Annotated in this window: 25 protein-coding genes; 4 read left to right on the top strand and 21 right to left on the bottom strand. The window is 25.4% G+C overall.

The features are described from left to right. Positions 1-26: 26 nt before the first annotated feature. The 5 genes from clpX to A6P36_RS06390 all read right to left on the bottom strand — a co-directional run bounded on the left by clpX (position 27) and on the right by A6P36_RS06390 (position 5,647). Positions 27-1,283, bottom strand: coding sequence for an ATP-dependent Clp protease ATP-binding subunit ClpX (gene clpX / locus A6P36_RS06410; RefSeq protein WP_066762191.1), 1,257 nt, complete (start codon positions 1,281-1,283; stop codon positions 27-29). Positions 1,284-1,308: 25 nt separating this feature from the next. Further along, entirely contained in the window at positions 1,309-1,902 is a 594-nt protein-coding gene (gene clpP, locus A6P36_RS06405; RefSeq protein ID WP_066762188.1) for an ATP-dependent Clp endopeptidase proteolytic subunit ClpP, read from the bottom strand. A gap of 24 nt (positions 1,903-1,926) precedes the next feature. Next, positions 1,927-3,231, bottom strand: coding sequence for a trigger factor (gene tig / locus A6P36_RS06400; RefSeq protein WP_066762186.1), 1,305 nt, complete (start codon positions 3,229-3,231; stop codon positions 1,927-1,929). A gap of 75 nt (positions 3,232-3,306) precedes the next feature. Next, positions 3,307-4,137 (bottom strand): hypothetical protein, encoded by an 831-nt coding sequence (locus tag A6P36_RS06395; RefSeq protein WP_066762184.1) that lies wholly within the window; start codon positions 4,135-4,137, stop codon positions 3,307-3,309. A 199-nt stretch (positions 4,138-4,336) separates the two neighbouring features. Further along, positions 4,337-5,647 (bottom strand): murein hydrolase activator EnvC family protein, encoded by a 1,311-nt coding sequence (locus tag A6P36_RS06390; protein WP_066762181.1) that lies wholly within the window; start codon positions 5,645-5,647, stop codon positions 4,337-4,339. 255 nt (positions 5,648-5,902) lie between these two features. On the opposite strand from A6P36_RS06390, the gene A6P36_RS06385 reads away from it, so the two are divergent. Beyond that, entirely contained in the window at positions 5,903-6,082 is a 180-nt protein-coding gene (locus tag A6P36_RS06385) for an alpha/beta-type small acid-soluble spore protein (protein WP_005807127.1), read from the top strand. A 1-nt stretch (position 6,083) separates the two neighbouring features. Here the strand turns inward: A6P36_RS06385 and A6P36_RS06380 are convergent, their stop codons facing one another. From A6P36_RS06380 to A6P36_RS06345, 8 genes are all read right to left on the bottom strand, one after another. After that, entirely contained in the window at positions 6,084-7,415 is a 1,332-nt protein-coding gene (locus tag A6P36_RS06380; protein ID WP_066762173.1) for a helix-turn-helix domain-containing protein, read from the bottom strand. Then, a complete protein-coding gene (locus A6P36_RS06375; protein ID WP_066762170.1) occupies positions 7,393-8,697 on the bottom strand; it encodes a helix-turn-helix domain-containing protein in 1,305 nt (434 codons plus the stop codon). Before A6P36_RS06375 ends, A6P36_RS06380 begins: the two co-directional genes overlap by 23 nt. A gap of 111 nt (positions 8,698-8,808) precedes the next feature. Further along, positions 8,809-8,979 (bottom strand): YtxH domain-containing protein, encoded by a 171-nt coding sequence (locus tag A6P36_RS06370; RefSeq protein WP_242861680.1) that lies wholly within the window; start codon positions 8,977-8,979, stop codon positions 8,809-8,811. A 90-nt stretch (positions 8,980-9,069) separates the two neighbouring features. Beyond that, entirely contained in the window at positions 9,070-10,152 is a 1,083-nt protein-coding gene (locus tag A6P36_RS06365; protein WP_066762164.1) for a YkvA family protein, read from the bottom strand. A gap of 172 nt (positions 10,153-10,324) precedes the next feature. After that, complete coding sequence (locus tag A6P36_RS06360) at positions 10,325-11,032, bottom strand: rhomboid family intramembrane serine protease (RefSeq protein WP_066762159.1); 708 nt, start codon at positions 11,030-11,032, stop codon at positions 10,325-10,327. 35 nt (positions 11,033-11,067) lie between these two features. Then, a complete protein-coding gene (locus A6P36_RS06355; RefSeq protein WP_066762156.1) occupies positions 11,068-12,060 on the bottom strand; it encodes a rhomboid family intramembrane serine protease in 993 nt (330 codons plus the stop codon). A gap of 92 nt (positions 12,061-12,152) precedes the next feature. After that, positions 12,153-12,521, bottom strand: a complete 369-nt coding sequence (locus A6P36_RS06350) for a DUF6762 family protein (RefSeq protein WP_066762153.1) — start codon at positions 12,519-12,521, stop codon at positions 12,153-12,155. Between the two features lie 12 nt (positions 12,522-12,533). After that, positions 12,534-13,457: a metal ABC transporter substrate-binding protein gene (locus A6P36_RS06345; RefSeq protein WP_066762151.1), complete on the bottom strand. Its 924-nt coding sequence runs from the start codon at positions 13,455-13,457 to the stop codon at positions 12,534-12,536. Between the two features lie 99 nt (positions 13,458-13,556). On the opposite strand from A6P36_RS06345, the gene A6P36_RS06340 reads away from it, so the two are divergent. Then, complete coding sequence (locus tag A6P36_RS06340; RefSeq protein ID WP_066762149.1) at positions 13,557-14,222, top strand: metal ABC transporter ATP-binding protein; 666 nt, start codon at positions 13,557-13,559, stop codon at positions 14,220-14,222. Next, complete coding sequence (locus A6P36_RS06335) at positions 14,215-15,006, top strand: metal ABC transporter permease (RefSeq protein ID WP_066762147.1); 792 nt, start codon at positions 14,215-14,217, stop codon at positions 15,004-15,006. The genes A6P36_RS06340 and A6P36_RS06335 overlap by 8 nt, the downstream gene beginning before the upstream one ends. 6 nt (positions 15,007-15,012) lie before the next feature. Here the strand turns inward: A6P36_RS06335 and A6P36_RS06330 are convergent, their stop codons facing one another. The 8 genes from A6P36_RS06330 to A6P36_RS06295 all read right to left on the bottom strand — a co-directional run bounded on the left by A6P36_RS06330 (position 15,013) and on the right by A6P36_RS06295 (position 22,050). After that, positions 15,013-15,426, bottom strand: coding sequence for a Fur family transcriptional regulator (locus A6P36_RS06330; protein ID WP_066762146.1), 414 nt, complete (start codon positions 15,424-15,426; stop codon positions 15,013-15,015). Between the two features lie 85 nt (positions 15,427-15,511). Next, complete coding sequence (locus A6P36_RS06325; protein WP_066762142.1) at positions 15,512-16,063, bottom strand: manganese efflux pump MntP; 552 nt, start codon at positions 16,061-16,063, stop codon at positions 15,512-15,514. Between the two features lie 33 nt (positions 16,064-16,096). Continuing rightward, complete coding sequence (locus A6P36_RS06320; protein WP_066762140.1) at positions 16,097-17,035, bottom strand: ROK family protein; 939 nt, start codon at positions 17,033-17,035, stop codon at positions 16,097-16,099. A gap of 113 nt (positions 17,036-17,148) precedes the next feature. Then, positions 17,149-17,604, bottom strand: a complete 456-nt coding sequence (locus tag A6P36_RS06315) for a YhcH/YjgK/YiaL family protein (RefSeq protein WP_066762139.1) — start codon at positions 17,602-17,604, stop codon at positions 17,149-17,151. Between the two features lie 10 nt (positions 17,605-17,614). Further along, positions 17,615-19,090 carry a sodium:solute symporter gene (locus A6P36_RS06310; RefSeq protein WP_066762136.1) on the bottom strand — a complete coding sequence of 492 codons (1,476 nt, stop codon included), beginning with the start codon at positions 19,088-19,090 and terminating at the stop codon, positions 17,615-17,617. A gap of 43 nt (positions 19,091-19,133) precedes the next feature. Beyond that, positions 19,134-20,003, bottom strand: a complete 870-nt coding sequence (locus tag A6P36_RS06305; RefSeq protein WP_066762133.1) for an N-acetylneuraminate lyase — start codon at positions 20,001-20,003, stop codon at positions 19,134-19,136. Positions 20,004-20,021: 18 nt separating this feature from the next. Next, a complete protein-coding gene (locus A6P36_RS06300; protein WP_255363899.1) occupies positions 20,022-21,329 on the bottom strand; it encodes a PTS transporter subunit EIIC in 1,308 nt (435 codons plus the stop codon). A gap of 55 nt (positions 21,330-21,384) precedes the next feature. Next, on the bottom strand, positions 21,385-22,050 hold the full coding sequence (locus A6P36_RS06295; RefSeq protein WP_066762119.1) for an N-acetylmannosamine-6-phosphate 2-epimerase: 666 nt from the start codon (positions 22,048-22,050) through the stop codon (positions 21,385-21,387). A gap of 207 nt (positions 22,051-22,257) precedes the next feature. On the opposite strand from A6P36_RS06295, the gene A6P36_RS06290 reads away from it, so the two are divergent. Then, complete coding sequence (locus A6P36_RS06290; protein WP_066762116.1) at positions 22,258-24,165, top strand: ABC-F family ATP-binding cassette domain-containing protein; 1,908 nt, start codon at positions 22,258-22,260, stop codon at positions 24,163-24,165. The last annotated feature ends 8 nt before the right edge of the window (positions 24,166-24,173 follow it).

The raw sequence follows: 24,173 nt of genomic DNA, 5'->3' as shown, positions 1-24,173 counted from the left end.
AATAATATCATAAAATTATCAAAATTTTATGCACTTTCTATATCATTTTTTTTTTCATCTGTCTTATATATAACTTTCACTTTCTTATCATCTACACTACTCTCTGTAACTACAACCTTATCAACATTCTTTTTAGATGGTATATCATACATAACATCAATAAGTAAATCTTCTACAATAGTTCTCAATCCCCGAGCACCTGTATCACGACTAATTGCTTTATTCGCTATTTTGTATAATGCCTCCTCATCGAATTCTAAGTTTACTTCATCATACTCAAACAATTTTTTATATTGTTTCACAATTGCATTTTTAGGTTCTTTAAGTATACGTACCAACGCATCTACCGTTAATGCATTTAAAGAAACTATTATAGGCAATCTTCCTATAAATTCTGGTATCAAACCAAATTTTAATAAATCTTCTGGTAATATTTCCTTAAATAACTCACCTAAATCCTTTTCTTGTTTTGACTTTATATCCGCACCGAATCCCATAGATCTTACATTTATTCTTTGTTCGATTATCTTTTCCATACCATCGAATGCTCCACCACAAATAAATAATATATTTGAAGTATTTATTTGTATAAACTCCTGATGCGGATGTTTTCTTCCACCTTGTGGAGGAACTGATGCTGTGGTACCTTCTAATATTTTTAATAAAGCTTGTTGTACTCCTTCTCCTGATACATCTCTAGTTATAGAAGGGTTTTCAGACTTTCTAGCTATTTTATCTATTTCATCTATGTATATTATACCTTTCTCTGCTCTTTCTATATCATAATCTGCATTTTGAATTAATTTCAAAAGAATATTTTCAACATCTTCTCCAACATATCCAGCTTCAGTCAAAGTCGTTGCATCAGCTATTGCAAATGGAACATTTAAAAACTTTGCCAAAGTCTGAGCTATTAATGTTTTACCAGAACCTGTAGGTCCTAACAATAAAATATTACTCTTCTGAATCTCAACATTCTCATCCTTAACCGCTGAATTAATCCTTTTATAATGATTATATATCGCTACAGATACAGATCTTTTAGCTTGATCCTGTCCTATCACATACTGATCTAAATATTCTTTTATTTCCATAGGCTTTGGTATCTTCGAAACCTCTACCTTTTGCTCATCTTCACAATCATCTGTTATTATTTCTGAACATAAATTAATACATTCATCACATATATAAACTCCTGGGCCTGCTATTAGCCTTTTTACCTGTTCCTGACTTTTACCACAAAAAGAACATTTTAATTGTTTCTTTTCATCTAACTTTGCCATAACTACACCTCACAAACAGATTACATTAAATTCCCTTAACTTTCTTAGTTATAACGCTATCTATAAGCCCATATTCTTTTGCCTCATCAGAACTTAAAAAATAATCTCTCTCAACATCTGCTTCTATTTGCGCTAGTGGTTTTCCAGTATTTTCGCTTAATATTTTATTCAAATTACTTTTCATTTTAAGTATTCTTTTAGCATGTATGTCTATATCAGTAGCCTGACCTCTAAATCCACCTAATGGTTGATGTATCATTATCTCACTATTAGGCAAAGCATATCTCTTACCTTTAGCTCCAGAAGATAATAAAAACGCTCCCATAGATGCTGCCATCCCTATACATATAGTAGAAACATCTGGTTTTATATATTGCATAGTATCATAAATAGCCATACCCGCCGTTATAGAACCACCTGGACTATTTATATATAAATGTATATCTTTATCCATATCTTCACTTTCAAGAAATAATAACTGGGCTACCACCAAGCTAGCAGTTACATCATTGACCTCATCACCTAAAAAAATTATACGTTCCTTTAATAATCTAGAATAAATATCATAAGAACGCTCACCTTTACTAGTTTGTTCAACAACTATAGGTACTAAAGCCATAATTTTCCTCCTTAAAAATAATTATTATTTACTATGCTTTTTCTTACTTTCATTAACTAAAAACTCAATGGTCTTAGAAAATATCATATCTTTTTCCAATAGACTTCTATTAGTCTTCAAAAGCGTATCTTTTATAGAATTTATCTTTTCTTCATCTTGTGAATACATTTTCGATAATTCCAAAGCCTTACCTTCTAACTCATCATCACTAACTTCTATATTCTCCTTCTTAGAAATTTCTTCTAAAACCAAATTTGATAAAACCTGTTTATTAGCTCTATCTCTAAAATTATTTCTTATATCTTCCAAACTTATACCATAATACTCACAGTATTTATCTAAATTTATCCCTTGATATTTAAGCTTATTCTCAAAATCCCCGACAAGTCTATCTATCTCACTTTCAATCATTGGTTCTGGAATATATACTTCTGCATTTTCGCACACTTTCTCAATCAAAGAATTTTCAAAATCATATTTTTGTTTATTATCATTACTAGTCTTTAACCTATCCTTAATGCTATTTTTTAAATCTTCCATATTATCAAACTCAGAAAAATTCTTAGCAAAACTATCATCTAACTCTGGTAACTCTTTTAATTTTATATCCTTTATTTTAACCTCAAACTTAGCAGGCTTACCCTTTAATTCTTCAACATTGTAATCCTCAGGAAATTTTACATTTACAACAACTTCTTCTCCCTTTGATTTGCCAATGAGTTGATCTTCAAAATTATCGATAAAAGTCTTAGAACCAATAACTAAACTATAATCTTTACCTTCTCCACCATCAAACGGTTCTTCATCAATAAAACCTTTAAAGTCTATTATAGCAATATTATCTTTCTCAACTAAACCGTTCTCCTTAGATATCAAACGTGAATTCTTCTCTCTTAAACTTTCTAACTCACGATTAATATCTTCATCAAGAACCTCATACTTAACTTCTTCAACTTCAATCCCCTTATATAAACCAAGTTTAACTTGAGGTTTTACATAAACAACAGCCTTATATTCAAAATCTTCATTTTCACTACAAGTAACAATTTCTATATTAGGATAATCTACAACCTCAACATTATTTTCATCTATAGCTTTTCTATATGTTCTATCTATAACTAAATTAGCTGCATCATTATAAAGCACCTCAGATCCAAACATTTGTTTGAAAATTTTAAAAGGAACTTTACCCCTTCTAAACCCAGGAACATTATATTTAGAAACATTCTTCTTAAAAGACTTCTGCACAGCTTCACAAAATTCATCTCTATCAACTTTAACAATAAACTCAACTCTACTATTTTCAAGGTTATTCAATTTAACGTTCATCACAAAACTCCTCCTAATAAAATCATATTCTCTTTAAATATACAAACTATAATACCTTAAACCTATTAAAAATAGTTAATTAAGAACAAAAGAAAATGTTAATAACTTCATTTCATTATTTATATTAACTTTAATGCCTTCTTCTGTCAACTCTCCAAAATCAATATTTTCACCACCTACAGAAGTCATAAAATGTGTAATATTATTAACATCCTGAATATCTGTTCTCCATATGTACTGTTCATTTTTTCCAAACCAAGGTAAATTACTAATATAAACTATCGTATTATCATTTAAAAATCTTGCATTTTTATACCAACTATAATTTTCATATGAAGATACTACATCATTCTTATAAAACCTAGTTCTTGCTGAATTAGAATAAAAAAATTCTGGATCTAATTTAAATAAATTTAAATTCTCATCTAACATGTATGTATCTTGTGTATTTAATTCTTCAATTAAAATTCTACTTCTGCTAGGAGATATATCAAACCTATAATTTTTAGGCAACTCATCCTGTGAAGCTATATATTCTATTTGATTACCTTCTTCATAAAAAATATTTATTTTTTCACCATTATTTAATGAAATTTCATGTTTTAAATAATCTAAAGACACTTCATCAATACTTTCATTATTATTGTTTTCTTGATGTTCTTGCTCCTTAGTTTCTCCTATAAGATCAACACTTTCATTCAATTTATTATTTAAATCTACATTCTCATCATTTTCTTTAGTTATCATAGAATAATAAACATTTTTCACATAATTATTAAACTCAGAAAAATTAACTATATAATATACAAGTACAAGGAAAAAAAATAATATAATAAATAAAATAGCAAACCGTTTTCTTCGTATTTTTCTTTCATACTCTCTACTGAAAATACTAGCCTTTTTCATCTATACCTCCACCATTACCATAAAATTTAAGTATATATGTTTTCCCCAAAATTAAACCATATTTAAATTATAACCATTTTTTTATTCTTATACATATTTTTTCATTTTTTATTATATATAAACAAAAAGGATGCTACAAAATTCAGCATCCCATCAACTACAAAATTATACTCTCTTTTCGAATTATACTCAATATACATTATCTTGTCAAAAAATTAAATGGATTTAAACTAGAACCATCTTTTCTTACCTCAAAATGCAAATGAGAACCAGTGCTAAGACCAGTAGATCCCATGAATCCAACTCTTTGACCTTGATCTACAACTTGCCCCTTAGAAACAGAAACTCTTGACATATGTGCGTAAAATGTTTGATATCCTCCACCATGATTTAAAATTACAACATTGCCATAAACATTGTTATACCATCCAGCAAAAGCAACTTCACCTGCCCTACTTGCAATTATAGTATCCCCTGTTTTACCTCCAAAATCTACACCAGTATGCATAGATTTTGATCCTCTAACAGGATGAGTACGCCATCCATAATTAGAAGTAATCGGTCCTGTTGATGGTCGTAAATATCCACTAGGACTAACACCATTACTTCCTCCAACAATTCCAGAATTATTTATTGAATTTAAATATTCTGATAATTGCCTTTCAAGTTGTTCATTATCTTGCTGTATTCTAATTAATTCTTCACGTTTTTGCTTAACACTTTCATCCAACGCATCATATTTTGTTTGATATTCATATTCTAAGTCCTTAACTTTCTGAAGTTCAGCTTCAAGCTCTTCCTTTTTTGAAACTAACTCTGCTTTAAGAACCTCAACTTCTTGTATTTGATTTTCTAAGTCTTTCCTATATAAATCTAAACTTTGAATTTCTCTTTCTAAATTTTCTCTATCTCGTTTTATATCATCTCTTTTCTGCTTAACTTCTTCTATCAGCCTTCTATCATTTTCTGTTATTTTAGATACGCTATGTAAAGTATCCATTACCTCTTGCAAATCTTTATTCATATCAAATACCATCGTAAATAATAAATCTAATCCCAAAGAATTATTATTAGCATATTTATAAATTTCTCTAATTCTTTCAGCTAATAACTTTTCTAATCTATCTAATTCTTCCTCATTTTGCTGAATTTTTGTATTAAGGTCTTGTATTTTTAATTCAGTATTTTCTATTTCCTTCGAAACACTATAAATTAAAGAATTTTTTTCATCTATATTTTTTTGATGCTCATCTATATTTCTTTGATACTCATCTATAACACCATTTCTTTGATCTATTTCTCTTTTTAATTTTGACAACTCATCATCTAAAATATCTTTTTCTCCCTCTATTTCTGCAATACTATCCTCAACGCCACTTATTTTCCTATTATTTTCCTCTATCTGCTTTTCTAACGCATCTTTTACATTAGCACTTACATCATGTATTAATACAACACTAAATATCATTACCAAAGATAAAAATAAACTTACAATCTTATTTTTATTCACAAAAAAATTATCCTCCTAATTTTAAAAACACAATACTAAAATAATCCTACATATATAATCACACTCATGTATTATAACATAACTTTCATTAACAATCAATGTAGCGATTAAATAACAAAAATACCTATATTTAACTTAAATTCTATTATATTTCAGGGTTATAAATTATATATAAGTTCATACTAATATTAACTTGTTAATTAACTGTTAACAGGTTATTAAATAATACTTTTTAAAACTCAGGAGGATTATATTATGGGTAAGTTAGTTCCAGATGCTAAAAACGGTTTAGAACAATTTAAAAGCCAAGTTGCTAACGAAATGGGAGTTCCTTTTACAGATTACAACGGTAACTTAACATCTAAACAATGTGGATCTGTTGGTGGCGAAATGGTAAAAAGAATGGTAGAACAATATGAAAATGGTCTAAAATAATTTAAAAAGAGGTGTGAATATCACATCTCTTTTTTAAAATTACTTTTTTAAAATTTTTAATCGCCTCATAAATATTACCTAATTTATAAAACACAAATCCAATACTCAAAAACCTATCACTATTTCTATTAAACTCTAATTGATTTAAAAAATAAACTGATAAATCTATATATGTATCTAACTTATCAAAATCATTATTTTTACCACATACAATAGCTTTATTAAAATATGATTCACATATAAATTCAGGACACCCAATATATATAGATAAATTTAATGAGTCCTCTACAATTTTATCCAATTTATCAAAAACAGAATTTTCAATATAAATTTTAGAAATATAAATTAAACTTCTACACAATATGTCTTCACAATTTTCAAAATTATTTTTAAAAATTATACCATATAATTCTTTACAAAAATAAATACATTCACTTACATATCCAAATTCATATAAAATATTGCATATTTTATATAAGTAATTCAATTTATCTTTCAACAAACACTTCTCTATAAATTTTAAAACAATACTTTTATCAAACTTTTCAAAATTATACCTTATAACCAATATAATTTTAAAATATCTAAATTCATTCAAATACTCTTCTTCTAAAGAACTCTTCAAATTACAATTTATTATTTCTTCCAAATCATGTATTTTATCATATTGCTTTGAACTTATATAACAATTAATTTCATTTATAAAAATCAATTCCTTATATAATCTTAAAATTTCAAATTTTAAAGACATTTCTCTTAAAAATTTAAAATAATAAGAAGCTATTTTATATTCCTGCTTTATAAAAAAATAACAAGCTAAATCCAAATTATATATTATTTCATTTTCAACATTTTTAATTTCTAACAACGCATCAAAATAAATAGGAATTATTTCTGATATCTCCTGTATATTTAAATCATGGTATTTATCAAATATAAATTTTTTAAATATTTGATTACATATATAAAAAACTAAATCATAAATTTTATATTTAACTGCAATACACAAATTAAATTTATAATTGTCAAAATTATTTGTTTTTAAATCTTTATTAAGATTTTCTATATTTTCATATATTTGACTAAATACATCTTTACTTAAATATTCATAGGTTGTTCCTAATTTACTAGCTAAAATTTCTAAAGAATATTTATCTGGTTTAATTTTATTATTTTCTATACAACTTATCTTCGAAATAGATAAATTTTCATTACAAATATCCTTAAGTTTAATCCCTTTGTAAGTTCTTAATCTCTTAATTTTTTCCCCTACAGAAAGTATCTCCATTTTATCTATAATAATTCCTCCATTAAAAACTAAGTTTATACCCACCTCTTCTATATTGTACCAATGCTTCTTCTATCATATTTTCTGCTTCTTTAATTTTTTTAATATCAATATAAAATTTAGATAAAACCAAACAAAAGTCTCCAGCCTTCCTATATTCTCCAAAATCTTTAGCAAAATTGTAACCTAAGATTAGTACAATTTCAGCATCTGAATAATTCTCTTCAATCATATGTATCTTATATTTTAACATATAAAAATCCATCACATTATCAATTTTTTTCGTATCAAGTGATTCTTCAAGCTTAAGCAAATAAGTTTTAGCTTTATCAATATTATCTTCCTTTACATATAAAATTACAAAATTTTTATATATTTCAAACAAATTATCAAAACCATAATCTAAATGAATACTTTTAGCTCTTCTTAAATGTTTCTTACCATCATATAATTCATTTTTTTCAATTAAATATTCAGATATTCTATTTTCTACAAATTGTCTATCATTTAAAATATTTAATTCTTCAAAATATCTTCTAGAAGCATATGAAAACTTAACTGCATTATCTAAATCTTCTAATTTCATATACTCCATAGATTTTTCCATAAATGTTACTGCATTTTCCTTAGGCTTGTACAATTTATCTAAAATATCTATACATTTTTTTAAGTAATAACTACTCTTTTCTATATTTCCAAGTTCAACATAATTTTTTGAAGCCAAATAATATACCTTAAAAAACATTAAATCATAATTCGAAAAATATTTATCTATAATCTTAATAACACATTCTAAATGTACTGATGCACTCACATAATTTTTTTGTTCAATAGCTATATATCCAAGATATAAAAACGATTGTATGAGTTCTTCATTCATGGAAAATTTTAAAAAACCAAGATTGGAAATTAAAAAATTTTCAACAGCTTTATCATAGTTCTTAAGTTTATATAAACAAACACCTTTTATAAAATAAATTTTATATCTAATTTGTTCTAAATTATATTTATCAGATATTACAACCATTTCAGATAAACATAATTCAACTTCTGAAATATTTTTTTCAAACAAATAACAAAATGCAATATTTTCATAATATTCACAAATTTTTATAGCTTGTCTTTGCTCAGATTCAAGTAAATATTCTACAGAAGTTTCTAAATTTTTCGCTAAATATTCTAAAAGATCCATACTAGGATTAGATTTACCTGACTCTATAAGACTAATTTGACCTGTTGTTACCCTATTACCTGCTAAATCCTTTAAAGTCATACCTAACTTTTTACGTTTCTTCTTAATTTTTTCTCCAATAGAGAGTATGTTCATATATTTTTACTTCCTCTTTTTTAAATTTAATTTAAAACATCACATTAACTAGAATAACTGAAAAATTCAAACACAATATTATCCAAAAAAAGACTCTTTACACAGAGCCTTTTACATAATTTTATACATAATACCTGCAACTTTTTTAATAATTCTTGATCTAACTTTCTTCCCTTTTTTTAAAATTTTATTTCTAAACCTATTATCACTACAAGGAATAACCATTGATATAGCCGCACCAACTATAGCACCTGTTGTTGTACCAACAATAAAATTTTTCATAATTAAACCCCCATACATAAAATATAATCTTATAAAAATATTATCTGTTTAATTATGAATTTTATTCTTATATACTAAAATATAAATTGTTTACTTAACAAATTTTTCAAATACAGTATATAATCTATTTATTCTATCTACACCTAGAAACTGATTCAAAAGATCAAAGGTATCTATTAAAAAATCAAGCGTATCTTCACTACCATCAAAATGATATTCAATTATTCTCCTATCAACAGAAGTAAAAATTTTATTTAAAGTAAATATCAATAATAAACTATCATCTATTTTATTAAGAATCGAAAATTTCTCATTAATTATATCAACAGGATTAATTAAATATATTAAAGTAAATGCTAAAAGAATTTTCACACCTTTTTTTACTCTTTTATCTCTTAAAAGCCTATATGATAAAACTCCTATATCTGGTAATATGAATATAATTTTACCTAAAAGCTCCTTACCTACCTTTTTAAATTTTTCCCTATACAAATTATCTCTTATTCTCGAATACTCACTAAAATATGTTTTACTTTCTTTACTAAATAAATTTTCCTCAGTAAATTCATCCTCTACTTCAGATTCTTCCGAAAATTCTTGATGATTACTACTCTCATATATTAAATTATTATTTTTAAAATTATTTACATCATTAGAGGTTAATTGTTTAATCTCATTGTCATTTTGATTTGGTGCCTTCTTACTCTTATTCATAAGTTCTACCATATTAAGATCCACATTATTAATCACTACACTTATGTCTTCTTTAGTAATTTGTATATCTTTTATATCAAGAGCTAAAAAATTCACATCAAATTCTTCTAACAAAACTGACAAATCAACTTTTATTTGCTTACCATCACATAAAACCCCAGAAATATTAACTTTATTTAAAACCATTTTAAGTATAAAATTCACTGGAACGACACTTATAGGAATACTTATTGCTTTTATCTTTTTTATAGTTATGGATAATACACCATCTTCTATTCTCTCAAGCTTAAGCCCAACACTTATAGTCCCAAAAGATTTATATTTGATTCTATTTATTAAAATCATATCATCGTGTAACTGAATATCTGAAATAACTACTCCATCTACTTTTAAAAAATCATCTATAAATGATTGAATATTTTCAGCTTTTAATTTTACACCAACTTGTAAAAGATTCAAAATATCACTCCTTAAAACTTTAAATATTTTAAGTAAAATTAACCAAACATTTTAAACAAATTACTATATCAACAAACATACAATAAGAATAATATCATAAAAATATATTTTATTAAAGATACTTAGAATAATAATAGATTTCAAAAATATAAATGAAAAATACTTTTATTTTTTAACTTTTTCTACTTTTTCTTAAAGCCTTTGTATCTAAAATAAACACCACAAAAACTCCAACTAAATATGATAACACAAACTGAAATATATTATAAAAATTAACCATGTAGCTTATAAAAAATCCAATAAATGTCAATGCTACATAAATGTATATATCTATGGTCATAACAAATCTCTTAAACCTATAAGAAAAATATATACACATCCCAATTAAAAACGAAACAATTGTAAAAGAACCTAAATAAGTGTAATTTGGATATAAAAATAACGATACCAAATTAAACATTATAATGCTTATAACATACACACTTAGAATTACACTTCTTTTTATATATCTTTCAACAAAAAAACCACAAAAAACTATGATAAATATAGTATTTATCAAATCCCAAATACTTCTGTGAACAAAAATATTTGTTATAAGTGATATAAAACTCCCATTTAAAATTTCACTTCCATTTGAGACTTTTAAAAATTGTAATGAACTTAAATCTACATCAACTATATTTTCTTTCCCATAAACACAAAACCCATATACAAAAACATATAAAAGTACTAAACATATACTTAACCATGGAAAAGCTTCATTATCTGTGAATACCTTTCTTTTAGATAAATTTTTGATTATTTTATCCTTATCAACTTCAATAGTATCAGAATTGATATTCAAATTTTCATTGTCACTTACATTAATCTTGTCATTCATAATATTTTTTCCTTTTTATATTTTAACTTTAAAGTCTACTTTTTAAATAAATCCAATGTTTTCATAGATATTATACCTGATATAAAAGACGCTAAACTTCCAAAATTATCTATATTAGTTGAAAACATACTATTCAATAAATTTATACCTATAAAAGAAAATATAAATATAAAAAACAACCTATTAACTTTATCTCTATGCTTAAATGCTAAAATAAACAACGCACCTATTATTGCATAATTTATTACATAAAGACCAACCCCAAAAACATTTGAAAAATTAACTAAATAACTAGCAAAATTTCCAAAAAATATTCCCAAAATTATAAGAATTATATAATTCATTTTTCCAATATTTTTTTCAACAATACTTCCTGTAAAAAACAAAGTTATAATTCCTACAATCAATTGAACAAAATTTTTATGTAAAAATGGAGACATAAAAATTCTATTATATTCTCCTGCTTCTATTAAAAAATCCATCTTAGCTCCAGCCCATAATAAAACCTCATCTCGAATTGAAACAATATCTCCACTAATTGTTCCTAGTATAAAATAAATGATTATACTTAAAGATACTAAAAATATTGTCAAATGATTATTTTTTACTTTGCTTCTTCTTTTATTTGAAGTACCTTCTACTACATTTTTTATAACATTTAAAAAACCAACATTATGTATATTGAAACTTTTTATATTACCTGTTGATTCTTCAATAAAAATTGCCTCTTCATAAAACTCAGTTTGAAAATATGTATTTTCAATATCTTTGATAGTAGGAACAAAAAATATATTTACCAAATTATATTTGATTCCTTTTAAACTAAAAAAACTATGTATTTCCCTATTTAGATTAATATAAGAATTTAAATTTGTAAAATTTATACATAAAACAAAGTTTGAAGTTTCTTTGGTGTAAATTTCTATATTTCTTTTATATGTATCTGAATAAATTACACTTTTTGAAAATTTAAATTCTTTTTCAAGATCATTTATAATTTTCGATCTTATGTCTCTTAACACTTTCATAATAATCCCCTAAAACAAAACTACCTATTAAACTAAGTTAAAAATTAAACTTAACTTTAATAGGTAGCTATAATTGCTAATTGTATACTATTTTATATATCATTACAATAAATTTTAACTACTTTTTCCATAAATAATTCTAATATATTATTTATTTTTTCTTGGAGCACATCCTTACAATTATTTTTCATCTCAACTATAAATGTAGGGTAATATTCATTATCTTTTGGATAAATTTTAACATCTAATTTGTCGAAATCGTCATAACAAAACTTTTCGAATATTTCATCAAACTTTTCATCTGTAAATTCTTCTTCCAAATTTAAAACTAAAAAAACTAAGCCATTTTCTTCATAAAAGGATTTTATATTTTCAAAACACGTTTCTACCTTTATTCTATATCCTTCTTCTAAAAATCTTCCTTCTTTTCTATGTATTAAAACAATGCTTTCAAATTCCATAAAAATATACTCCTACTTTAAACCATCATAAATCGAACTTAATAATTTTTCATATTCAGTAAAGAAATCTCCTTTACTCTCCAAATTATTAACAACTTTATAATTAACTCCTGTTTCATTTGAAATAGTCTCTAACTCCTTATTAGAATCAAACTCATCTCCAATAATTAATTTTATATTTTTCTCTCTAATTACATCAACTATAGTTTGAATATCTTGTGGATTAGCCTCTCCATGGTTATTTATATCATATAAACTACTATTTATCAAACCAAAATCCCTTGCTAAATATCCGTAAGAAGCATGATTGCTAACAAATTCTTTATTAGTTAAAGTATCAAAATCCCTTTTATATGTTTCGTATATAGAGTCTGCTCTAACAACAAAATCATTATAATTTTTAACATAAAATTCCTCATTTACAGGATCTAATTCTACAAGTTTATCTAAAACATTTTTAGCCATAATTTTATATTCTTTCAAGCTAAGCCAAACATGTGGATCATAATAAGTCTCTTCTGTATGATTATCTGCTGCATTTTCATTATTCTCGTGATTATTCTCTTCCTCATCATGATTATGGCTATGTTCTTCTTGTAATTCAATTAGTGTAACACCATCTGTTGTTTTAATAAATTTACTTTTATCATTAGAAAATTCTAAAACTTTATCATCAAGTCCTAATCCATTATAAAAAACAACATCTGCTTCCTCTATTCTTCTAATGTCTTCCGGTTTAACTTCAAAATCATGAGAAGATGAATTAAAAACCAAAGAATATAAATCTGCTTTATCTTGGGCTATGTATTTAATAAGATTTTGATTTGGATTAGAAGTTACAACAACACTCAAAGTACCCTGTTTTTGAGAGCTTGTACAAGAAGTTAAAAATAAAAACCCAAAAACAAAACAAATAATGTTATAAATTTTCTTCATTAATTAAACTCCTCTTAATTTTTATATTATTATTGCAAATGAATTGCATTAAGTTTATAATACATATAAAAATATTAGGTGTCAATAACGAGGTTTTTTATGTTAAAAGCTATGAATATAGATGAAATAATCACAAAAGAAACTTATTTTTCGGACAAAATCATAAATATAGAAAATTTATCTTTTAGTTTTGATAACAATAAACAAATTTTCAAAAATGTAAACTTCTCAATTAATGCTGGAGATTTTGCTTGTATAATTGGAAAAAATGGATGTGGAAAAAGTACTTTATTGAAACTAATTTTAAATCTAATTAAAAATGATGAATCAAAAATACAAATAAATACAAAATATATCTCTTACATTCCTCAATCAATCAATTTTAATAAAGACTTTCCAATAACTGTAAAAGAATTTTTAAAGTATAACTCAAAAGAACTAAAAGTTCCCTTTTCTCACGCAAAAAATTTAATTGAAAAATATAATTTAACTGATTGTTTAAACTCACTTATTGGGAAATTATCGGGAGGACAACTTCAAAAATTAATGTTAGTTCGTTCACTTTTAAAAAGGACAGATTTACTAATTGTTGATGAACCAACTAATAATTTAGATGAAGAAAGTAAAGTCATGATATATGATAATTTAAAAGAATTGAATAATCAAAATATAACAATACTTGTAGTTGAACATAATAAAAATTTTTCAATGAGTTACGCTAACAAAATATTTTTAATTAACGAGGGCAGTATTTATCTTGTTTAAATACGAATTTATAAGAAATGCTTTCATTGCAGGCTTTTTTATATCAATAATTTGTCCATTTATGGGAACTTTTATTGTCTTAAAGCGTTACTCATATATAAGTGATACACTTTCTCACGCTTCTTTTGCTGGAGTTGCACTTTCATATGTTTTAGGATTAAATTCTCTTTTAGTGTCAATTGGATACACAATAGTTTGTGCTATTTTAATTGAATATCTAAGAAATTATTATAAAAATTTTTCCGAAATTTCTCTTTCAATAATTTTAACCTTAAGTCTTGGAATTGCAATTATAATATCAAGTAGTGGGATTGTTAATATAAACATAGAAAGTATTATTTTTGGAAGTATTTTAACTCTTAGTAGATATGATCTTATATTTATAATTTGTACAAGCGTAATAATCTTAGCATTATTAATTAAATATCATAAAAAATTTGCTTTAGTAATCTTAGATGAAGACTTTGCAAATATATCTAAATTCAACAATCATTTCTTTAACATACTTTTTTCAGTATTATTAAGTGCAACTATATCTGCATCTATAAAAGTTGTCGGTCTTTTAGTTGTATCATCGATTATGATTATACCAGTTGCAGCTTCTTTTAGATTTAAACAAGGTCTTATCAAAACAATAATTTTATCTATAATATTTGGAATATTATCTGTATTACTTGGTTTATTTTTATCATATCATTTAAATACTGCACCTGGAGGAACTATCGCCTTAACAACAATTTCTATACTTTTATTTTGTCTCATAATAACAAAAAACAAGAACTAAAGATTTTTAGTTCTTGTTTTTGCATTCATTACAAATACCTGATATATCTATATCATGTTTTGTTAATGTAAATCCCGTATTTGTTTCTATATATTGACTTAAAATATTAAAAGGACAATTTATTTCTATTGTTTTTTTACAAAGATTACAACTTAACTTATGAACATGAGATGTTATAGAAATTTTATATCCATTTACTCTATTACTATTAATCACTTTATCTAAAATTTTCTTAGAAGAAAATATTTCACAAATCCTATAAACCGTAGATAAATTAATGTCAAAACCTTCATTTTTGCAAATTTCATAAACTTCTGACGCATTCAAAATCTTATCTGTATTTTTAAATATATTAAGAACAATGTTTCTTGGTTTTGTTATTTTTAGACCAGCCTTACTTAAAATATCTGTATTTTCCATAACAACTACCTCTAAATAACTAAATATAATAAAAAATTAACAAGCCTAAAAGCTTGTTAATACTTAAAATAATTATACTATAATTTTATGAAAAAATCATCTTAAGTCCAAAAAGTATTAACATTATTCCCCCTAAAAAATCTGCATATCTTGCAATAAATTTTACTTTTCTTAAATACATAGATAATAATACTGCAAAAACACAAAGTAATAATGTAACAACTCCAACTAACAAAGTATTTAAAAATATTAATTTAAAATTGTATACATTATATGCCGTAAACCCTACAACTAAAGCGTCTATACTAACTGAAATTCCAAGGGTTATGTATAAATTATTAAATAACTTTTTTTCTAATTCTTCCTCATCTTCATTATTTGAAAAAGCTTCTTTAAACATCATAATCCCAACAATTAAAATTACAATTCCACCAACAACTTTAGGAATTGCCAATATATAAGAATTAACCAAATCTCCAAAAATTCCACCAAAAAAAGAAAATAAAAATTGAAAGAAACCAAAACTTAAACAAAACATCATAAGTTGTTTAAATCTATACTTGTTTGAAAAACCAAGGCTAAGTGATACACCAAAAGCATCTAAAGCAAGAGCAATAGGAATCAATAAAACAGCCAATTTTATACCTCCAAAATATAATAAATTTAAATTTTATATTATTTTCGCAGATGAAAATGCATTAAATGCCGCACCAATTACACCTGCATCATTTAAAAGACTAGCTTGTTTTATGACTGTATTTTTACAATAAGTTTCATTAACATACTTTTTAAATCTAGAATTTATTTCATCAAAAAATGGTTTTCCCTGAGCTGATATACCACCGCCTATTATAATTGTTCCTGGATCTAGTATATGAGTTAAGTTTGCAATACCATAAGATATGTAATCTAAAAACTTCTCATAAACTTTCTTAGAAATTTTATCTCCCTTATAATACAAATCAACAATATACTCTCCAGTATAATTATCATTAACTTGTAAACCACTATTAATAAGTTCTTCTTTATACATTCTTATAAGTGCAGAAGTAGAAGCATATCTTTCATAACATCCATATTTCCCACAAGTACATTTATCTCCTTCTGGAACAATAATGAAATGTCCGATTTCTCCTGCTGAAAAATTAGCTCCTCTATGAATTTCTCCATTTATAACAATTGCTCCTCCAACTCCTGTTCCAAGAGTTACACATAAAAAATTTTTAGTTTCTTTCGCACTTCCAACCCACATTTCACCAGCAGCTGCAGAATTAACATCATTATCAACAAATACAGGTAAGTTAAATTTCTTACCAATAGTCTCTACAAAATCAGTTCCAGAATAACCAGGTAAATTATCCGTAGCATATTCAACAAAACCTTTGTCTACATTTATTTGACCTGCAGTTGAAATTCCAAAACAACTTATATCAAATTTATTTCTTAAATTATCAAAAATATTCCCCATTGTTCTAGGAATTGTTTCTTTTGCTGGAAATCCTGGAGTCTCTACTTTATCTTTTAAATGAATTTTTCCAGAATTATCAACAATAGCATATTTTATAAAAGTTCCCCCAACATCAAAAGCTAAGCAAAATTTTAAATCCAAAACAAACCACTCCATTCTCTAAAGTATCTTTAATTAGTATATATTTTTAATTTTTTAAAGTAAAGTTATATAAAAAAGGATATTTTAAATAAATAAAATATCCTAAAAAATTTTTATGTTATTTTAACTTTAAAAATAGCTTTTTTTACATAATCATTATCTTTGATTTTAATTGCAGTCATATGCACATCATGAGGATAACAAACTAAAAAATCTCCATCACCTAAATCAACATATGAATTTTCTTTTCCACCTTCAAAAGATACAAAATCATCTTCCTCTTTATAATCTTTTACCTTTGAATTCTCCAAAAAATTCATTTTTATTCTCTCTGAACCACTAATCATAAAATGCACATCTAAATATTTTCTATGTGCTTCCCAAAAACCACAATCCTCATCCTTCAAATTATATTCCACTATATTTACAAAAAAATCTTTTCCTTCAATTTCATGAATTCCTTTTGAAAAATTAGAAAGATCAGTACTCTTAATAAAATCAATAACTTTTTTAACTTCCCCACTCATAGAAGAATACATATCTGAATACTTAATATTTCCAAAAATCATTTAATCACTCCTAATTAGTATTATACTCATTTTTTTCTTTACTAAATAAACTAACAATAATTCCAACAACAACTGTAACAACTATTGTTATTAAAGAATATGCCCAAATTGAAACATCTACATTTAATAATTTATATTTTAAAGCAAGTACAACTATAGTAGCAACAATAAATCCAACATAAGCTCCAAGTTTTGTAGCTTTTTTATACACAACTCCTAAAACAAATATTCCAGCAAGAACTCCAAGTACTGCTCCAATAAATCCATTAAACCACTCATAAGCTGATTTAATTTCACTACTTGCAAGAATTATTGAAACTACAATGGAAATTATTCCAACTAATAATGAAATTAATTGTGCAATTTTTGTTTGTTTCTTAAAACTTAAATCTTTTGTTATAAAATTTTGTATATCAAGTGTCCAACTTGTAGCAACTGAGTTTAATCCTGTTGATAAAGTTGATTGTGACGCTGCATATATAGCTGCTAATAATATTCCTGTTACTCCAGCAGGAAGTTGATATGCTATGAAAGAAGCATAAATTTGATCTTGTTGAGCTGTCATTAATAACTCTGGATTTTGCCTGTAAAATACAAAAAGCGCTGTACCAATTAAATAAAAAAGCGTTGCAACAACTATTGATAAAATTCCATTAGTATAAGTCATTCTATTTAATTGTTTTATATCTGTTGTAGTTGTAAATCTTTGTACAACATCTTGACTTGATATATATGAAGAAAATGTATTAAGTCCTCCTCCAACTAAAATCATAAATATACTTGTTTTTAAAATATTTGGATCAAATATTACCTCATTACTTGATAAGAATTTTCCCTGTTCAAACAAAGTGTTAAATATTTCTGGAAATCCACCATTAACCTTTAAACCTATAAATACTAGTGTACCTACAACACCTACAATTAAAACAACACCTTGTATAAAATCAGTCCATAAAACGGATTTAATTCCTCCTGTGTAAGAATATATAATAGCAATAATTCCCATAAGAATTATGAAAATATTTACATGTATGTTAGATAATCTAGCTAAAACAATTGATGGCAAATACATAATTATAGACATACGTCCAATTTGATATATTATAAAAATTATAGCTCCTATAACTCTTAAACCTTTACTTTTATATCTTATCTCTAAATAATGATAAGCCGTATCAATCTTTAATTTACTAAATACTGGTAAGAAAAATCTTATAGTAAGAGGAATGGCTATAAATATACCAAGCTGTGCAAACCATAAAGCCCAAGTACCACTATAAGAATTTCCCGCTAAAGATAAAAATGAAATGGGACTTAATAACGTTGCAAAAATGGAAACTGATGTAACCCACCAAGGTATAGTTCCATCACCTTTGAAATATTCTTTACCTTCCATATCTTTTTTGGAAAAATATAGTCCTATAAGAAGAACTCCTATTAAATATACAATCAAAACTATAAAGTCAATTGAAGAAAATCCTTTCATTTTACAAAATTCCTTTCAATATAAGAATCATAAATTATTTCATTTAGCTGAAATATTTTAAGAATATATCTTTTGCTCTTTTCTTCATTTCTTGTGTAGCTTCTTTAAAAGGTCTTTTACACTCTCCAGCCTCAACTCCAAATTCCTCTAAAATAAGCTTTATAGTTTGATATAATCCATTGTTTAAAATATCTGTTATTAAATCATTTGTTATATGTTGAACTTCTCTTGCTTCTTTTATTTTATTATCTTTTACTAACTCAAATATTTCTCTAGTTCTTATACCATTTACATTAAATGTTGACCCAATTGCTCCATCAACTCCAAGTACAAGTGCAGATAATAACATTTCATCAAATCCAGAAAAAATTAATTTATCAGAAAACTCTTTTCTTATTCTCTCAAGTAAATAAAAATCTGGTGCAGTAAATTTAACTCCAATTATATCTTCATTTTTAAATAACTCTTTAAAATTTTCTATACTCATATTAACTCCTGTTAAAGCTGGTATAGAATAAATTATCATTTTATTTTTACATTCTCTAATTATTGTGTCGTAATAATCCTTTATCTCATCAAAACTAAACTTATAATAAAAAGGAGTAACTGCACTTAGTGAATCATATCCAAGCTCTGTTGAAAATTTCCCAAGTTCAATACTTTCTTTTAAATTTATAGATCCAACTTGTGCAATTAATTTTACCTTATCTTTTGCCTCATCTTTTACAATTCTAAAAATTTCTTTCTTCTCATCAGTTGAAAGCATAAAATTTTCTCCAGTGCTTCCTCCAACATAAAGTCCATCAACTTTCATTTTATCAATATTGTACCTTACAATTTCTCTTATACCTTTTTCGTTTATATTACCCTCTCTATCAAAAGAAGTTAAAAGTGCTGAATAAATTCCTTTCATTTTTTATACCTCCCAAAATTAACTTTTATCTAAAATTTCATTTATATTATTTTTTATTAAATCCGCTTTAGCTCCAAAAACTGCTTGCACACCACCATTAACATCAAACACTGCTGTAGCTCCTAAATCTTTTATTTTTTGTTTATCAACCTTATCCACATTCTTAACAGAAACTCTAAGTCTTGTTATACAAGCATCACAATCTTCTATATTTTCTTTACCTCCAAGTGATTCAAGTACTAATACTGATAAATCATATATTGAATTTTTAGTTTCAACCTTTATATCTTGAAAATCATCTTCGCTACTTTCTTCTCTTCCAGGCGTTTGAACATTAAATTTAGTTATGAAAAATCTAAATACAAAGTAATAGATAAAAAACCAAATTATCCCTATGAATATTACATATATCCAATTAGTTTTGTCATTCCCTTGAAAAACTCCAAAAAGTAAGAAATCTATTAAACCTCCAGAAAATGTATTTCCTATTCTTATAGAAAAAACATCTGCTAATAAAAATGAAACTCCATCAAAAAAAGCATGAATAACATAAAGCCAAAGTGCAACAAATAAAAACATAAACTCAATAGGTTCTGTTATTCCAGTTAAAAATGATGTTAATGCTGCACTAAAAAGTAGACCTAAAACCAATTTTTTCCTAGATTTCTTAGCACAATGATATATTGCTAAACAAGCACCAGGCAATCCAAACATCATAGTTGCAAATCTTCCAGCAAAAAACCTAGTCCCATGTGTATATAAACCTGTATGCGTAGCATCAGCAAGCTCCGCAAAAAATATATTTTGAGCTCCAACAACCTCCATTCCTGATACAATTGCAGTTCCTCCTAATTCGGTATACCAAAATAGAGGATATATAGTATTATGTAGTCCAACTGCACCCGTTAATCTCAATAAAAAACCATAAAAAAACGTACCAATTGGTCCTAAACTTGCAATTTTACCTCCAATAATAACCAAAATATTTTGAAATGATGGCCATATTAAGAAAAATATACCTGCTATAAAAATAGAACACAAAGCAGAAATAATAGGGATAAATCTAGAACCTCCAAAAAAACCTAAAAACTGTGGTAACTGTATATTTCCATACTTACTGTGTAAAAAAACTACAATACATCCTATAACAATAGAGCCTATAACTCCTGTATCTATAGCTTCTACTCCTTCAGGTTTAAATATATCTAACATTGCTCCTAAAGAGGCATTCATAACTATAAATCCTACTAAAGCAGCTAACCCTACTGTACCTTTATCTTTTTTAACTAATCCTATGGCAAGACCCACACACATAATAAGTGCTATATTTGTAAATTTTTAAACAAAACCCCACCTCCTGAAAATTAATTAATTATCAAACTTATTTAATAACATCTATAAACTTTTTAGCAATTAGCTGTGGTCTTGTAATTGCTGAGCCTACAACTGCTGAATAAACTCCTAGATCATATACTTTCTTCAAATCTTCTGGCGTATTTATTCTTCCTTCAGCTATTACAGGAATATTTAAATCTTTAACAAGTCTTTCTATTAATTCAAAATCTGGAGAATCTAATTTTTTCGTATAATCTGTATATCCCGATAAAGTTGTTGAAACACAATCTACTCCTAACTCTTGTGCTTTCAAAGCTTCCTCATAATTTGATATATCTGCCATAACAAGCACACCACTATTTTTAATGTATTTAATTAAATCTTCCAATTTTTCACCATTAGGTCTAACTCTATTTGTTGAATCTAAAGCAATCATTTCACATTTAGTTTTCAATAATTCATCAGCTTCAAACTTCGTTGCCGTTATATAAATTTGTGAATCATCATAATTTCTTTTTATAATTCCAACAACTGGCAAATTAGTAACTGATTTAATTTCAATTATATCTTCAACTCCTTGAGCTCTAATTCCAACTGCTCCTGCTTGTTCTGCAGCTTTAGCCATTCTTCCCATTATAAAAGGACTACAAAGAGGTTCGTCTTCAAGTGCTTGACAAGATATAATAAGTCCACCTCTAACTTTATTTAACATAAAAATACCTCCGTTTTATGAAATTCTTTCTGTAACTTAATTTTAATCTTTTTTCCAAACGTTTACATTACATAATAATTACAATTATAAATATTTTTTACAATTCACCCCTAATTAAATTTTAATTTTATAATTGAATTATGATAAAATGGTAAATAATTTTTATTGTAACCAATAAATAAAAAATTTATATATACAGGTGAAATAATGCTTATCATTAGTCTTAAAAACATTTATAAAAGCTTTGGTATAAATACAATCTTAAATGATATTTCTTTTAACATAAATGATGGAGATAAAATTGGATTAATTGGTCAAAATGGAGGTGGAAAATCAACACTTTTAAAAATAATAACAAATCAAATACCTCAAGATTCTGGAGAAATTTTTATAAACAAATCCAAAACTCTTGGATATTTAACTCAAAATTCTAACTTCAATGAAGATATGACTATTTATGAAAATGCTCTTTTAGTCTTTGAAAATTTAATAAAAATGGAAAATAGAATAAATGAATTGGAAAAAATTCTTGAAGCTAATCAAAATCAAGAATTTATAAATGAATATACGGAATTAATAAATAAATTTAAAATAAACGAAGGATATACATATAAAAGCGAAACTCTAAAAGTTTTAAAATATTTAAATTTTAGTGATGAAAAAATAAATAGAAAAGCTAAAAATTTAAGTGGTGGTGAAAAAAAACGATTAGATCTAGCAAAACTTTTACTTAAAAAGCCTGATATTTTATTACTTGATGAACCAACAAACCACTTAGATTTAGAATCTATTGAATGGCTAGAAAATTATTTAAAAAGTTATAAAGGAACTTTAATTGTAATATCTCACGATAGATATTTTTTAGATAAAATTGTAACTCATATATTTGAACTTGAAAATTCAAAAATTTTAACTTTCAATTCTAATTACACAAAATTTTTAGAACTTAAACAAAATTATGAAAATGAACTTCTACATAAATATAACGTTCAACAAAAATTTTTAAAACGTGAAAGAGAAATTATTAAAAATTATAGAACAAAACACAGTGAAAAACGTATAAAGGCAGCTGAAAGTAGGGAAAAACGATTAAGCAAAATTCAGCTTATTGAAAAACCTAAATCATCTTCTAAAATCAATAACATTAATTTTGAATTTATTGAAAAAACGGGAAATGACATTTTAGAAGTTAAAAATCTTTCAAAATACTATGGTGATAAAAAAATATTTGAAAATATAAATCTTTCTGTTACAAATAATGAAAAAATTGCAATAATAGGACATAACGGTATTGGAAAAAGTACTCTTTTTAAAATTTTATGTGGAAAAGATAATCAAACAAATGGAACCGTAACATATGGTACAGGTTTAAATATTAGTTATTATGATCAAGAACAATCTGACTTAAACAATGAAAAAACAATATTTGAAGAAATTCACGATTCATTTCCTCACGTTACAACTCAAACTATAAGAAGACATTTATCAAATTTTTTATTTAAAAATGATGATATCTACAAAAAAATATCCTTATTAAGTGGAGGAGAAAAATGTAGATTAAATCTAATTAAAATAATACTTTCAAATTCAAATGTTTTATTTATGGATGAACCTACAAACCACTTAGATATTTACACAAGAGAAATATTGGAAAATGCCATAATTAATTTTGAAGGAACTTGCTTAATAATATCTCACGATAGATATTTTTTAAATAAAGTTGTAGACAAAATCTATGAATTTAAAAAAGACGGTTTAATTGAATATATTGGAAATTATGATTATTACATAAATAAACAACAAAACCCTCATAGATTTGATACTTCTATAACGATAGACAGTGTAATAAATGGTGAAAAATCTTCAAAGCCAAAAACTCAAAATAAACCAAAAGTTCACGAGAAAAGCAAAATAGGAAAAGAAATTTCTAGAAAAATTTCAAAAATAGAAAATGATATTACAAATACAGAAAATGAAATTTCAAATCTTCAAGAACAATTAACACTTAAAGAAATTTACTCTAATTATGAAAAATTAAACGAAATTAACAATAAAATAAATGAACTAAAACAAACCCTTTCAACACTATACGAAGAATGGGAAAAATTAATCTAAGGAGTACT

The organism is Candidatus Arthromitus sp. SFB-turkey, assembly GCF_001655775.1.
Taxonomy (GTDB): domain Bacteria; phylum Bacillota; class Clostridia; order Clostridiales; family Clostridiaceae; genus Dwaynesavagella; species Dwaynesavagella gallinarum.
This window is presented reverse-complemented; position numbering and strand designations above follow the sequence as displayed.